Here is a 14112-nt window from a genome sequence, read left to right as displayed (position 1 = left end):
CAAGTGCCGACCCGGCAAGGCCCGCCAAGCCCACGAACGCCGCCGGGCGTTCCGCCGAACGGTCAAATGGCGAACCGGCTGCGAAGCCCGGATCAGCACCCTCAAGCGGCAGTACGGCTGGGACCGCACACGCCTCGATCACCTCGCAGGGGCCCGGATCTGGACCGGGCACGGGTCCTGGCCCACAACCTGGTCAAGATCGCCGCCCTCGCGGGCTGATCGACCACGAAACAGAGATCAACACCACTGCGCCGTCGCCAGGATCGACCCCACATCCGCAACGCGGCCTATTTCAGGTCGAAGTAGCTATAGCTAGGGCCCTTTCCCTGGCCCGAGAACTACGACCACGACGGCTCCGTGCGCGGCAGCGCCGACGGGAGGTCGAGTGCCGCGAACAGGTCGGTGTCGAGGAACGCCGTGACCTCGGCGATCCGGTCTCCGCGGAAGGTCAGCACGTCGATGGCGAACCCGCGGTACTCACCGGTCTCCTCGGCCCACCGGTAGCAGCCGAGCGCGGGCTGACCGTTCACGCCGGTCAGGCGGTGCCGCCACCCGACGGTGAGCGCCATCCGGGTGAGGAAGTCGGTGACGGCCGCGCATCCCTGGTACCAGTTCGGCAGCGGCGGCATCGACCAGCGGGCGTCATCGGCCAGGAGCGCGATCAGCGCGGCGGCGTCTCCTCGTTGCAGTGCGCTGGTGTACCGGCCGACGATCTCGTGCAGCCGCGCGTCACCGAGTGCGCGCAGGGTCTGCTGCTGGCTCGGGCCCGGCACCTTCTCGTCCACCAGCCTGCGGGCGCGCTGCAGCGCGCTGTTGAGCGAGGCGGTGGTGGTTGCGAGTGTCTCGGCGGCCTCCCGGGCGGAGAAGCCCAGAACCTCGACGAGCAGCAGCGCGGCGCGCTGGTTGCCCGGCAGGTGCTGCAGGGCGGCGACGAAGGCGAGCTCGACACTTTCCCGCACCTCGTAGCGGGCCTCCGGAGCGACCGGACCGGACCCGAGACCCCGATCGGGCAGGGCCTCCAGCCACGCGACGTCGGTGAGCGGCTGGTCGTCGACGATCGCGTGCTCGGCCGACGGCCCGAGGTCGATCGGGAGCGCCCGTCTCGACCGCAGGCGGATCGAGTCCAGGCAGGCGTTGGTGGTGATCGTGTAGAGCCAGGTGCGCAACGAGCTGCGGCCCTCGAACCGGGCGATGCCGCGCCAGGCGCGCAGCAGTGCGTCCTGGAGCGCGTCCTCGGCGTCGTGGGTGGAGCCGAGCATCCGGTAGCAGTGCGCGAAGAGCTCGTGCCGCATCGGTTCGACGAGCGTGCGGTACGCCTCGTCGCCGGCAGCCGTGCCGGTGCTCGTCACGAACCTGCGTTGGTGGGTTCGGCCGTGCTGGGGCGGCAGCTCGCGACCAGCTCGCATCCCGCGCACACCCCGGCGCAGGCGACGGGCGCCGGGAGGGTGGGAACGGCGGCCGCAGCGCGGTTGCCCACGACACCGGCGAACCCGGCGATCACGAGCACCCCGACGACGGAGACGGCGATGACGATCGCGCTGAGCAGCCCCGGGGCGCCCGCCAGCAGCGCTGCTCCGCCGATGACACCGACGACGCCTGCCGCACCCGTCGGCGCCGCCGCCGCGCGGTTGGCGAGAGCGAACGCCGCATCGGACTGCAGTGACGCCTCGGTGCGCACGCCGAACCAGCGGTTGCGGGGCAGCCGCGAGCGCCCCCCGAGCACGGCGACGACGATCAGCGCGCCCCCGACCAGCACGAGCAGGATTCCCACGATCAGCAGAGCCACCAGCACAGCGTAGGCGAACCCGCTCGCCGGTCGGCGGGCCACAGCGTTACTCTGGTCTCGTGGCCCGCCGACTTCTCGTCGCAGCCGCGCCTGAATAGCAGCACCACAGGCGCGGCGACCCCTCATGCCCCAGCGGCAGAGGGGTCTTCTGGTTTTCCGGGCCGATACGAGCTTCCCAGGAGTGGGACATGAGCACGGACACAACCGCAGCGGTGACCGAGACCGACGCGCTGCCCTTCCGGTACAGCGCGCGGCTGGCCGCCGACATCGAGCGCCGCTGGCAGGACCGCTGGGCCGCCGAGGGCACCTTCCACGCGCCGAACCCCTCGGGACCGTGGGCCGATCCCGCGCACCCGGCGGGCACCGCGGCGGGCGACAAGGTCTACCTGCTGGACATGTTCCCGTACCCGTCCGGCTCCGGCCTGCACGTCGGGCACCCGCTGGGCTTCATCGGCACCGACGTGCTGGGCCGCTACCTGCGGATGACCGGCCACACGGTGCTGCACGCCATGGGCTTCGACGCCTTCGGCCTGCCGGCGGAGCAGTACGCCGTGCAGACGGGCACGCACCCGCGCAAGACCACCGAGGAGAACATCCAACGCTACAAGGCGCAGCTGCGCCAGCTGGGGCTGGGTCACGATGACCGCCGGTCGGTCGCCACCACCGACGTCGAGTTCTACCGCTGGACACAGTGGATCTTCCTGAAGATCTACAACTCCTGGTACGACGAGACGGTCCAGAAGGCGCGTCCGATCGCCGAGCTGGAAGCCGAGTACGCCCAGGACGAGCGACGCACGCCGGACGGCCGCGGCTGGTGCGAGCTGACCTCGGTGGAGCAGCGCCGGATCATCGACGGGCACCGGCTGGTGTACATCTCCGAGGCGCCGGTCAACTGGTGTCCGGGCCTGGGCACGGTGCTGGCCAACGAGGAGGTCACTGCCGACGGGCGCAGCGACCGGGGCAACTTCCCCGTGTTCCGCCGCAACCTGAAGCAGTGGATGATGCGGATCACCGCGTACTCCGACCGGCTGGTCGCCGACCTGGACCGCCTGGACTGGCCCGATTCCGTCAAGGCGATGCAGCGCAACTGGATCGGCCGCTCCGAAGGCGCGCAGGTCCGCTTCGCGGTCGCCGGCGCCGATGCCGCGATCGAGGTCTTCACCACCCGCCCGGACACGCTGTTCGGTGCCACCTACATGGTGCTGGCGCCCGAGCACCCCCTGGTCGACGCGATCGCCCCGGCCGTGTGGCCCGCCGGCACCGACGACCGCTGGACCGGTGGCGCCGTCAAGCCGTCCGAGGCGATCGCCGCCTACCGCTCGGCCGCCGCCCGCAAGTCGGAGCTGGACCGGCAGGAGAACAAGGAGAAGACCGGCGTCTTCACCGGTGCCTTCGCCGTCAACCCGGTCAACGGACACCAGATCCCCGTGTTCGTCGCCGACTACGTCCTGATGGGCTACGGCACCGGCGCGATCATGGCCGTACCCGGCCAGGACCAGCGCGACTGGGACTTCGCCACCGTGTTCGGCCTGCCGATCGTGCGCACCGTCGCACCGTCGGAAGGCTTCGACGGCGAGGCGTACACCGGCGACGGGCCGGCCATCAACTCCGCCAACGCCGAGATCAGCCTGAACGGGATGGGCGTCGCCGAGGCCAAGGCCACGATCGCCCCCTGGCTGGCGTCGAAGAACGCCGGCCAGGTCGTCGTGCAGTACAAGCTGCGCGACTGGCTGTTCTCGCGCCAGCGCTACTGGGGCGAGCCGTTCCCGATCGTCTGGGACGCCGACGGCCTGCCCGTCCCGCTGCCCGAGTCCCAGCTGCCCGTCGAGCTGCCGGAGATCGACGACTACGCGCCGACGGCCCACGATCCCGAGGACGCCGCCAGCGAGCCGGAGCCGCCGCTGTCGCGCAACCCGGAGTGGGTCGACGCCGAGATCGACCTGGGCTCGGGCCTGCAGAGCTACCACCGCGAGACCAACACGATGCCGCAGTGGGCCGGCTCCTGCTGGTACTACCTGCGCTACCTGGATCCGCAGAACGAGGATCGCTTCGTCGGCCGCGAGGTCGAGGAGTACTGGCTGGGCAAGGACCCGGCACGCCCCGGCGACCCCGGCGGCGTCGACCTGTACATCGGCGGCGTCGAGCACGCCGTGCTGCACCTGCTGTACGCCCGCTTCTGGCACAAGGTCCTGTTCGACCTGGGTGAGGTCAGCTCCGAGGAGCCGTTCCGCAGGCTGTTCAACCAGGGCTACATCCAGGCCTACGCCTACACCGACGCGCGCGGCACCTACGTGCCCGCCGAGGAGGTGACCGAGGACGGCAGCGGTGGTTTCACGTGGAACAACCAGCCCGTCCGGCGTGAGTACGGGAAGATGGGCAAGTCGCTGAAGAACGTGGTGACGCCCGACGAGATGTGCGAGCGCTACGGCGCCGACACCTTCCGCCTGTACGAGATGTCGATGGGCCCGATGGACGTGTCCCGCCCATGGTCCACTGCCGACGTCGTCGGCTCGCAGCGCTTCCTGCAGCGGGTGTGGCGCAACCTGGTCGACGAGCAGACCGGTGCCATCCGCGTCACCGATGCCGAGCCCGACGACGACACGTGGCGCGCGCTGCACAAGGCGATCGACGGCGTGCACGCCGACTACGTGGTGCTGCACTACAACACCGCCGCGGCCAAGCTGATCGAGCTGAACAACCACCTGACCAAGACCTACGGCGCCACTGGCGTCCCGCGGGTCGTCGCCGAGCAGCTGGTGCTGATGATGGCGCCGCTGACGCCGCACGTGGCCGAGGAGCTGTGGTCGCTGCTGGGCCACGAGGGCACGCTGGCCCACGGTCCGTTCCCGGTGGCCGACGAGCGCTGGCTGGTGGCCGACACCGTCGAGTACCCGATCCAGGTCAACGGCAAGGTGCGCTCGCGCGTCACCGTGCCGGCGGCCGCCACCAGCGCCGAGGTGCAGGCCGCCGCGCTGGCCGAGGAGAAGGTGGTGGCCGCGCTGGAGGGCCGGGAGCCGCGCAAGGTGATCGTGGTGCCGGGCCGGCTGGTCAACATCGTTCTCTGATGAGAACGGGCGCTCAGCCGTCGCCGGAGGGGCGTAGCACCAGCTCGGTCAGCAGCGCGTCGTCCGGAGCCGTCACAGCCAGCAGGACGGCTCCGGCCACCGATTCGGGACGCAGGTAGTAGCGCCCGTCATAGGTGCCGCCCTCCTGCTCGACGACGCCGCGCTGCAGGTCGGTGTCGACGCGTCCGGCGTGGACGGTGGTGACCCGCACACCGTGCGGTGCCTCCTCGGCGCGCAGCGCGTCGGCGAATGCGCGCAGGGCGAACTTGCTCGCGGCGTAGGACGACCACCCGGCACGTGCGGTGAGCCCGGCACCCGAGTTGAGCAGGACGACCCGGCCGCGGGCGGTGCGCAGTGCCGGGAGCAGCAGCCGGGTGAGTTCCGCGGCGGCCACGACGTTGATGTCGAACTGCCGCCGCCACGTGTCGGCGCTGGTCTCCTCGACCGAACCGAGCATGGCCACGCCTGCCGCGTGCACCAGCACGTCCAGCCGCTCGATGCCGCCGGTGGCCTCAGCGACCTCGTCGACGTCGGTGAGCTCGACGGGCCACGGCCGGGCACCCGGCAGCTCCTCGGCGAGCGTCTTGAGCGCCATGGTGTCGCGGCCGCCGAGCAGCACGTCGTGGGCCGGTGCGAGCGCGCGGGCGACCGCGGCGCCGATGCCTCGGGATGCGCCCGTGACGAGCGCGAGCGGGCGCAGCGCCGGACCCGTCATCGCGGATGCCCGCTCGTTGCACTACCAGCCCCCACGCCCACAGCGTCGGACTCTACGCGACCTGGTGAAACGTGATCCAGGACCGCGTGTGCGGGGTGGGGGCCGAGCGGTCGATCAGATGCGGCGCGCGGTCGCGAACGGCATGTTGGCCAGCAACGAGATCTTCACCGGCTGGCCGGACGTGCTGGCGTGCACGACCTTGCCGTCACCGATGTACATCGCCACGTGGCTGATCGGTGCGTAGAAGAACACCAGATCGCCGGGGCGCAGGTCGGCCTTCGAGACCCTGGTGCCGACGCCTGCCTGCGCGGCAGCGACCCGCGGCAGCGTGACGCCGACCTGCTTGAAGGCCCACTGCATCAGGCCGGAGCAGTCGAACGTGCTCGGGCCGGCGCCGCCGTAGACGTAGGGGGCGCCGATCTTGCTCATGGCGACCTTCATGGCGGACGCCGTGACCGCGGACGGAGCGGCGGCGATCGCCGGAGCCGGCGCCGTGACGGCGGGAGCCGTGGCCAGCGCGACCGGGGCAACCGGGATGGTGACCGGGACGGCCGGGCTGATGAAGGTGCTCAGAGCAGGTGCGGCCGTGGCGGCGGTGATCGCCGGGCCGGAGGTGACCAGGGGTGCGGGGGCAACCCTGGGTGCTGCCTGTGCCGGCGCTGCCGGCAGAACCGCAAGGAGCGCGGCTGCTGCCGAGGTGGAGGCGATGATGGCGGCGCGGCCGGCCAGAGCGGGGAGGTGCTTGGGCACTGGGGTCCTCGAGGTGAGCACCGCCGGACGAGAGGTCGGGTTCGGGGAGAACCCGACCGTTGAACGGGAAGAGACTGCATGCGGTCCCTTGGGGGAACTGCCGACCGCACCACTTCCCGCCCGTCAGACGGTGACCCCGCGCCCGACACTCCGGGTGAGCGGCGGTGTCGCAGGGCCGTCATCGAGGTTAAGAACGCATTTCATGGGGATTGCATGACGAAGGTCTCATTCCGTGGACCGAATTTCGGTGAGTAACCTCACCGATTCGGCCGCACGAAAAGATGAATCACATCGCGGGTATTCACGATATTTCGCCCGATCGGACGCGTGTGGCCGTGACCTGCACCGCAGTCTCCACCTGACCGTCCGCACGGCTGGCTCGACCGAGTGAAAGAGCTTCCGTTGTGGAAGGAGGTGGAACCTACGAAAAGGTTGCAGATCCGAAGTAAACCGGCCAGGAATGGTGTGGTCCGAATGGTGGAATGAAACCTCAGGTGCCGGGACCGCGATTGCTGCCGGGGCCACCGAATCCCGGGGGCAGCTGACCGGGGTGCCGGAAGCCGCCGTCGCCGCCACGCGGACCCTGCTGCCCGGCGTAGCCCGTGCGCGACGGGCCGTCGGGATGGCCGAGCGCGCCGACCGTGGCCACCACCCCGCCACCGAGCAGCGCACCGAGCAGCCCGACGGCGACGAGCTGCGTCGCGCGGTACCCGACGAACCTGCGGAACCCGCCCGATCCGGCGGGTGCCTGCGCAGGCGCGGCCGGCGCAACGGGCTCGGTGTGCGCCGCGGCTTCGGGCGCGTCCGCGGCGGGGTGCTGCACCGTCGGGGCGTCGGCCGGATCGTGGTCTGCGGCGGCTGCCACCGGTTCGTGCGTGGGCGAACCCGGCCCATCGGGGTTGCGCGGCCGCTCGTCGGGGTCGGTCATCGTTCACTCCTGGGGTTGCGGGACCGGGCGTGCTGCCCGGTCCCGCAACCGAGGATGTCCTCGCCGCCTGAGCGTGAGCTGAAGCTTCGGGAGTCGCTACCGCTCCCGCTCGCCGCGGATGAACTGCTCCACGGCGTCGCGCGCGACGTCGTCGCTGTACTGCTCGGGCGGTGACTTCATGAAATAGCTCGACGCCGAGGTGATCGGGCCACCGATGCCGCGGTCCTTCGCGATCTTCGCGGCACGCACGGCGTCGATGATGATGCCGGCCGAGTTGGGCGAGTCCCACACCTCGAGCTTGTACTCCAGGCTCAGCGGCACGTCGCCGAACGCGCGGCCCTCGAGCCGCACGTAGGCCCACTTGCGGTCATCGAGCCACGGCACGTAGTCCGACGGCCCGATGTGGACGTTGTCCTTGCCCATGTCGCGGTCGATCTGCGACGTGACCGACTGGGTCTTGGAGACCTTCTTGGACTCCAGCCGGTCGAGCTCCTTCATGTTCTTGAAGTCCATGTTGCCGCCGACGTTGAGCTGCATCGTGCGGTCGAGCTGCACACCGCGGTCCTCGAACAGCTTGGCGAGCACGCGGTGGGTGATGGTGGCACCGACCTGGCTCTTGATGTCGTCACCGACGATCGGGACCCCGGCCGCGCGGAACTTCTCCGCCCAGACCGGGTCGGAGGCGATGAACACCGGGAGCGCGTTGACGAACGCGACACCGGCGTCGATCGCGGCCTGGGCGTAGAAGCGGTCGGCCGCCTCGCTGCCGACGGGAAGGTAGGCCACGAGCACGTCGGCACGGGTGTCGCGCAGCACCTGCGCCACGTCGACCGGCTCCTCGTCGGACTCGGTGATCGTCTCGCGGTAGAAGCGCCCCAGACCGTCGAGGGTGTGTCCGCGCAGCACCGGGACGTCCAGCGGTGGCACGTCGGCGATCTTGATCGTGTTGTTCTCGCTCGCGCCGATGGCCTCGGACAGATCCCGGCCCACCTTCTTGGCATCGACGTCGAATGCTGCGACGAAGGTGATGTCGCTGACGTGGTAGCCACCGAAGTCCACGTGCATCAGACCCGGGACGCGGGTGGCCGGGTCGGCATCTGCGTAGTAGTGCACGCCTTGTACCAGTGACGCGGCGCAGTTCCCGACGCCGACGACGGCGACACGGACCTGACTCATGGCCGGCTCCTTCTCATGCTGGGTGAGTGCTCACGTTCCGGAATTGCCTGTAGTGCCCGCTCCGCCGGCTTCGTCGCCTGCGGCCACATCGAGAACGGCCGTGGTGTCGCGCAGGTGCTCCTGCTCGGCACGTTCGGTCGCGATCAGTTCGTTGAGCCAGCGCACCTCGCGCTCACTCGTGTCGAGCCCGAGCTGCTGCAGCTCGCGGGTGTAGCGGTCGATCTGTTCGCCCGCCTTCGCGAGCGTGGACCGCAGCCCTTCCCGTCGCTCCTCGACGGCACGCCTGCGCCCCTCCAGGATCCGCATCCTCGCGTCAGCGGGTGTGCGGGAGAAGAACGCCAGGTGCACGCCGAAGCTCTCGTCGTCCCACGTCTGGGGGCCGCCCGCGGTGAGCAGCTCGGCGAAGCGCTCCTTGCCATCGGCTGTGATCCGGTACACGCGCCTGCCGCGACGCGCCCAGGGTGTGGGCTCGGGTTGAGGCTCCGGATCCTCGACGATGAGCCCGGCCCTCGTGAGGCGGCGCAGCGCGGGGTACAGCGAGCCGTAGGAGAAGACGCGGAAGCCACCGAGGCGCTGACCGAGCTGTTTGCGCAGTTCGTAGCCGTGCACGGGCGCCTCATGGAGCAGGCCGAGTATCGCCAGCTCCAGCACGGAGACTCCCTTCGATCGCTCGCATCGATGGACGTTGCCACTATATCGACGCGATACATCAGGACGCTGTGGAGAGACCTGCATCACGGTGCGGACGCGAGCGGGAGCGGCGTTCAACGTGGGGGCAACAGGGGTCCGCGTACCCTGACCGGGTGCGTACCCAGCGGCAGGTGGTCGACTACGCGTTGCAGCGCCGAGCGCTGCTCGCCGAGGTCCACTCCGGCCGGGTCGGCGTGGTCGAGGTCTGCGATGCCAGCCCGTACCTGCTCCGGGCGGCCCGTTTCCACGGCGAGCCGAGCGATCAGACCTGTCCGGTCTGCCGGAAGGAACGGCTCACCCTCGTCTCATGGATCTTCGGCGACCAGCTGAAGCATGCGGCGGGCTCGGCCCGCAAACCCGCGGAGATCGAGCAGCTCGCCAACCACTACAGCGACTTCTCGGTGTACGTGGTCGAGGTCTGCCGCACCTGCAGTTGGAACCACCTGGTGCTGTCCTACGTCATGGGTAGTGACAACACGCCCGATGGCGACACCCCCGAGAACAACACCGCCGGTCGCCGCCGGTCCGACCGACGTCGGACCGCCGCCGAGTGACCGGTCCCAGCAACAGAGGTAGAGGAGAGCGGTGAGCGATCAGCGCGATCCGCGGTTCAACGCGAACGGACGTACTCCCCCCGTCCCGCCGCCGAGCCCCGGAGCCCGTCCCGGCCCGCCACCCCGCCCCCCGATGCCACCGGGTGGTCAGCCGGCACGGCACTCGACATCCCAGGGTCAGCCACCTCCACCACCTCGTCCCGGCCCGCCGCAGGGCGGCCGGGCGGTTCCGGAGCGCCACCGTCCGCCGGGCGCCCCGGCTCCCGCTCCCCGCGCGCCCTACCAGTCCGGCGACATGCCGCTGCTCACCCACGACGAGACGGGCGCGGCCGCGATGGCCAGGGTCGGTGCCGTCGCGCTGGCCGAGCGCAGGGCCGCTGACGGCGCCGCGGGCGGTGGGGGTGGCGGCCGGCCGCCCCGCCCGCCCAAGACACGGTGGCGGCGCATCCGGCCGTGGCTGTTCGGCGTGCTCGGGTTCTTCATCCTCGGCCCGGTGGTGGCGTTCATCATCGGCTGGATGATCTTCTCGGTGCCCACGATCGACGACGCGGCGGCGCGCCAGGTCGCCGTCTTCAACTTCGCCGACGCCGGCCCGCCGATCGCCACCGTGCAGCCCGCCGACGGCAACCGGCTGCGGGTCTCGCTGCAGGACATCCCGAAGAACGTCCAGAACGCCGTGCTCGCCGCGGAGGACCGCACCTTCTTCAGCAACGCGGGCTTCGACCCGATCGGCATCGTGCGGGCCGCCGTCAACCAGGTGCTCGGCATCGGCGGCGGCGGGTCCACCATCACGCAGCAGTACATCAAGGTGTCCACGGGTCAGGACCAGAACTCGTTGTGGCGCAAGTACAAGGAGGTCGTGCTCGCGGTCAAGATCTCCCGCGAGCAGGACAAGAACGAAATCCTCGAGAACTACCTCAACACCATCTACTTCGGACGCAACGCCTACGGCATCGAGTCGGCGGCGAAGGCGTACTTCCACAAGAGCGCCAAGGACCTGTCGATCTCCGAGGGCGCGATGCTGGCCGGCATCATCCAGGGCCCTTCGGTCTGGGACCCCGCGGTGAGCCTCCCCGACACGCAGCGCCGCTGGAACTACGTGATCAACGAGATGGCCGAGGCCGGTTTCATCACGCCGGAGGAGAAGGCCGCGCAGGTGTTCCCGAAGTGGGAGCCCTCGGCGCCGGAGAACGAGGGCGTGCCGGCCGACGACCGCTACAAGATCTACCGGCGGGCCGTCGAGGAGATGAAGGCGCATGGTGTCAGCCAGAACGACATCGACACCGCCGGCATCACGGTCACCACCACCATCCGCCACGACCGGCAGGGCGACGCGGTCAACGCGGTCAAGGCCGTGATGGACTCGCAGCCCAAGACGCTGCGCACCGGGCTCGTGTCGGTCGACACGAACACCGGCGCGATCCTGGCCTACTACGGCGGCGACGGGCTGGGCACCGACTACGCCGACGTCCTGCGCCAGCCCGGGTCCACGTTCAAGCCGTTCGTGCTCTCCGCGGCGCTGCAGGGGCCCAAGGGCATCGGCCTCGGCTCGATCTACGACGGGTCCGACAACCAGACGTTCCTCGGTCAGAAGATCTCCAACTCCGACGGTGAGAGCTGCCCGCAGTGCACCGTCAAGGAGGCGATGACCAAGTCGGTCAACACCGTCTTCTACAAGATGGCGCTCGACGACACCGGCGGCGGCATCCCCAAGGTCATCGCGGCCGCGCACGCGGCGGGCATCCCGGCCGACGAGCTCACCAACGTCGAGGGTGGTGTCGCGCTCGGGCAGGACGAGGTGCACCCGCTCGACATGGCGTCGGCCTACGGCACGTTCGCGGCCGACGGCATGTACCACCAGCCGTACCTGGTCTCCAAGGTCGTGGCCGCCGACGGCCGGGTGCTCTACGAGCACGCCGACAGCGACGGCACGCAGGCCGTGCCCCAGCAGGTGGCGCGCAACGTCACGGAGTCGATGACCGACATCCCCGGACGGTCCGGGTTCCCGCTCTCCGGCGGCCGGCAGGTGGCGGCGAAGACCGGTACCACCCAGAACCGGATCGCCGGACAGAACAACGACGCGTGGACCGTCGGGTACACCCCGTCGATCTCCACGGCCGTCTGGGTGGGCAACGACAACAACGAGCCGATCAAGACGAAGTCCGGGGCGATCGTCTACGGGTCCACGCTGCCCGGACCGATCTTCCAGAAGTACATGAACGCCGCGCTCGCCAAGGTGGCGCCGGAGAAGTTCTCGCCGTTCGTCGCGATGGGACAGGCCATCGCGCCCACGCCCGACCCCGCCGCCACCCCCACCGACGTCCCACAGAACGGTGACGGCAACACCGGGCAGAACGGCGACAACGGGCAGAACGGCGACAACCGGGACAACGGGGACTTCGGCAACGGCCAGGATCCCAACAACAACGGGTTCACCATCCCCAACATCGGCAACGGCCGACAGCCACGGAACAACGGGGGGTGACCCGGGCAGCCGGTCGGGGGGCCGGATCGCAACCGGTGCGCGTCGTCCCGACGTGGACCGAGCCGCTGGCGGTCGCCGCCAGTCGGGCCGTCGGCGGGCCGCTGGGCACCCACGCGCTGGTCGGGCGCAGCCGGTTCTGGACGCCGCTGCGGGTCGTGCTGCTGTTCGCCGTCGTCGTGCTCGCTTTCGGCTGGCTCGCCAAGTCGCCCTGCCTGCAGCAGTACCGCACCGAGGGTGACCCCGGGGTGCTGGCGCTGGACTGGCGCAACAGCCCCCAGTACGTGGCCATGTGCTACTCCGACACGGTCCCGCTCTACGGCCAGGAGGGGCTCGACCAGGGTGCGGTCCCCTACCGCGACCCCTGGTACGAGAAGCAGGAGGACGGTTCCACCAAGGCCCGGTACATGGAGTACCCGGTGCTCACCGGCTTCTTCCAGTACGCCAACGCGCGCCTGACAGCCGGCTGGGAGTGGCTGGCCGCGCGGGCCCCGGTGCCCACGGCCCTGCCGGTCGTCGTCTACTTCGACTTCTCCGCGGTCTGGCTCGCGCTGGCCTGGCTGGTGGTGGTGTGGGCGGTGCGCATGATGCGCGGCGCCCGGCCGTGGGACGCGGTGCTGGTGGCGCTCTCGCCGCTGGCGTTCGTGCACATCTTCACGAACTGGGACGCGCTCGCCGTCGCCTGCGCCACCGCAGGCATGTACGCGCTGGGTCGCCGCCGTCCGGCGCTCGCCGGGGCGCTCATCGGCATCGGCGGTGCGTTCAAGTTCTACCCGCTGATCCTGCTGCTGCCGGTGCTGCTCACCGGCCTGCGTCGCCGTGACGTCCGCACCGCCGTGGTCACCATCGCCACGGCGGTAGGCGCATGGGCGATCATCAACCTCCCGGTCGCCGTGGCCTACACCACCGGGTGGTGGGAGTTCTTCCGGCTCAACGGGTCGAGACCGGCAGACCCGGACTCGCTGTACTTCATCCTCAGCGGCCTCACCGGGTGGGCGGGGTTCGACGGCCCGCTGGCCGCCGGCCAGGCTCCGGCGATCCTCAACATCGTGAGCTTCGGCCTCGTCGGGCTCGGCTGCGTCGGGCTCGCGCTGCTCACCTGGTACGCGCCGGCGCCGCCGCGCCTGGCGTCGCTGGCATTCCTGATCGTCGCGTCGTTCCTGCTGTTCAACAAGGTGTGGAGCCCGCAGTACTCGCTCTGGCTGGTGCCGCTCGTGGTGCTCGCGCTGCCCCGGTGGCGACTCGTACTCGCCTGGATGGTGGTCGACGCGCTGGTCTGGGCGCCCCGGATGTTCTACTACCTCGGCCCCGTCAAGGGGCTGCCACCACAGTGGTTCTTCGGCACCGTGCTCGTGCGCGACGCGATGGTCGTGCTGCTGTGCGTGCTCGTGGTGCGGTCGGTGCTGCGCCCGCAGGAGGACCCGGTCCGCACCCGGGTACCCGGTGGGCCGTTGCTGGCGGGAGCCGCCGATCGGGATCCGGACTGGCCGCGGCGCCGCCGGGCGGGCACCCCCACCCCCGTGGCCGCTACGGCGACGGCGGCACCCGTCGCCGTACGAGCTTGAGGCCCGACCACATCCCGTCCACGGCGCAGACCTTGACGTCGACCCAGCCCAGCGGCAGTGCGTGGTCGCGCACCCCGTTCTCGGTGAGATCGGTGGGCACGCCGGAGGCCTTCTTCAGCCAGGCCACCCAGATGGCGCCGCGCTCGGTGCTGCGCGTGACGGCGGCGGGCCAGCGCCTGCACAACGTCGCGACGTCGGGGCAGAACAGCAACTGCACCTCGTAGCCGGGACGGCCGGCGCGCGTGTGGTGCTCCGCGCCCAGCTCGAAGTCCGGCGGACCGCCGAGCACCAGCACCCGGCTCGTGGCGGTGATGCCGAGCTTGCGTGGCAGCGGGGTGCCCGAATAGCCGTGTGCGGCCGTCACACTCGCACCATAGTGCGGCGGCCGGTGGGGCAGTATC

Annotated in this window: 12 protein-coding genes and 1 pseudogene; 5 read left to right on the top strand and 8 right to left on the bottom strand. The window is 70.5% G+C overall.

Annotation, left to right across the window (positions count from 1 at the left end):
* Positions 1-219: pseudogene (locus ACFPFQ_RS26070) on the top strand (ISNCY family transposase); the annotation flags it as partial.
* 119 nt (positions 220-338) lie between these two features.
* Here the strand turns inward: ACFPFQ_RS26070 and ACFPFQ_RS26065 are convergent.
* Both ACFPFQ_RS26065 and ACFPFQ_RS26060 read right to left on the bottom strand, forming a co-directional pair.
* Entirely contained in the window at positions 339-1349 is a 1011-nt protein-coding gene (locus ACFPFQ_RS26065; protein WP_379623277.1) for an RNA polymerase subunit sigma-70, read from the bottom strand.
* On the bottom strand, positions 1346-1786 hold the full coding sequence (locus tag ACFPFQ_RS26060; RefSeq protein WP_379623275.1) for an SdpI family protein: 441 nt from the start codon (positions 1784-1786) through the stop codon (positions 1346-1348). The genes ACFPFQ_RS26065 and ACFPFQ_RS26060 overlap by 4 nt, the downstream gene beginning before the upstream one ends.
* Before the next feature lie 188 nt (positions 1787-1974).
* Between ACFPFQ_RS26060 and leuS the strand changes: the two genes are divergently transcribed.
* The gene (leuS, locus tag ACFPFQ_RS26055) at positions 1975-4851 is read left to right on the top strand and encodes a leucine--tRNA ligase (RefSeq protein WP_379623273.1); all 2877 of its coding nucleotides are present in this window, start codon (positions 1975-1977) and stop codon (positions 4849-4851) included.
* 13 nt (positions 4852-4864) lie between these two features.
* Here the strand turns inward: leuS and ACFPFQ_RS26050 are convergent, their stop codons facing one another.
* The 5 genes from ACFPFQ_RS26050 to ACFPFQ_RS26030 all read right to left on the bottom strand — a co-directional run bounded on the left by ACFPFQ_RS26050 (position 4865) and on the right by ACFPFQ_RS26030 (position 9071).
* Complete coding sequence (locus tag ACFPFQ_RS26050) at positions 4865-5566, bottom strand: SDR family oxidoreductase (protein ID WP_379623271.1); 702 nt, start codon at positions 5564-5566, stop codon at positions 4865-4867.
* A 114-nt stretch (positions 5567-5680) separates the two neighbouring features.
* Positions 5681-6316: a C40 family peptidase gene (locus tag ACFPFQ_RS26045; RefSeq protein WP_379623269.1), complete on the bottom strand. Its 636-nt coding sequence runs from the start codon at positions 6314-6316 to the stop codon at positions 5681-5683.
* A 490-nt stretch (positions 6317-6806) separates the two neighbouring features.
* Positions 6807-7244, bottom strand: a complete 438-nt coding sequence (locus ACFPFQ_RS26040) for a hypothetical protein (RefSeq protein ID WP_379623267.1) — start codon at positions 7242-7244, stop codon at positions 6807-6809.
* A gap of 96 nt (positions 7245-7340) precedes the next feature.
* On the bottom strand, positions 7341-8420 hold the full coding sequence (locus ACFPFQ_RS26035; protein ID WP_379623265.1) for an inositol-3-phosphate synthase: 1080 nt from the start codon (positions 8418-8420) through the stop codon (positions 7341-7343).
* A 30-nt stretch (positions 8421-8450) separates the two neighbouring features.
* Positions 8451-9071 (bottom strand): PadR family transcriptional regulator, encoded by a 621-nt coding sequence (locus ACFPFQ_RS26030; protein ID WP_379623263.1) that lies wholly within the window; start codon positions 9069-9071, stop codon positions 8451-8453.
* Positions 9072-9223: 152 nt separating this feature from the next.
* Here ACFPFQ_RS26030 and ACFPFQ_RS26025 point away from each other — a divergent pair, with 152 nt between their 5' ends.
* The 3 genes from ACFPFQ_RS26025 to ACFPFQ_RS26015 all read left to right on the top strand — a co-directional run bounded on the left by ACFPFQ_RS26025 (position 9224) and on the right by ACFPFQ_RS26015 (position 13711).
* The gene (locus ACFPFQ_RS26025; RefSeq protein WP_379623261.1) at positions 9224-9664 is read left to right on the top strand and encodes a DUF5318 domain-containing protein; all 441 of its coding nucleotides are present in this window, start codon (positions 9224-9226) and stop codon (positions 9662-9664) included.
* Between the two features lie 295 nt (positions 9665-9959).
* Entirely contained in the window at positions 9960-12149 is a 2190-nt protein-coding gene (locus ACFPFQ_RS26020) for a transglycosylase domain-containing protein (RefSeq protein WP_379623259.1), read from the top strand.
* A 35-nt stretch (positions 12150-12184) separates the two neighbouring features.
* Positions 12185-13711, top strand: a complete 1527-nt coding sequence (locus ACFPFQ_RS26015; protein WP_379623257.1) for a glycosyltransferase family 87 protein — start codon at positions 12185-12187, stop codon at positions 13709-13711.
* On the opposite strand, the gene ACFPFQ_RS26010 is transcribed toward ACFPFQ_RS26015, so the two are convergent.
* Positions 13674-14075, bottom strand: coding sequence for a DUF3052 domain-containing protein (locus ACFPFQ_RS26010; protein WP_379623255.1), 402 nt, complete (start codon positions 14073-14075; stop codon positions 13674-13676). The two genes, ACFPFQ_RS26015 and ACFPFQ_RS26010, sit on opposite strands and share 38 nt — an antisense overlap.
* Positions 14076-14112 lie beyond the last annotated feature (37 nt).

It is taken from the genome of Pseudonocardia sp. GCM10023141 (assembly GCF_042653605.1).
This window is presented reverse-complemented; position numbering and strand designations above follow the sequence as displayed.

Excerpts from the sequence above, each read along its gene's own strand:
- ACFPFQ_RS26040 (WP_379623267.1), bottom strand. The coding sequence starts at position 7,244 with ATGACCGACCCCGACGAGCGGCCGCGCAACCCCGATGGGCCGGGTTCG.
- ACFPFQ_RS26035 (WP_379623265.1), bottom strand. The coding sequence starts at position 8,420 with ATGAGTCAGGTCCGTGTCGCCGTCGTCGGCGTCGGGAACTGCGCCGCG.
- ACFPFQ_RS26020 (WP_379623259.1), top strand. The coding sequence starts at position 9,960 with ATGCCGCTGCTCACCCACGACGAGACGGGCGCGGCCGCGATGGCCAGG.
- leuS (WP_379623273.1), top strand. The coding sequence starts at position 1,975 with ATGAGCACGGACACAACCGCAGCGGTGACCGAGACCGACGCGCTGCCC.
- ACFPFQ_RS26050 (WP_379623271.1), bottom strand. The coding sequence starts at position 5,566 with ATGACGGGTCCGGCGCTGCGCCCGCTCGCGCTCGTCACGGGCGCATCC.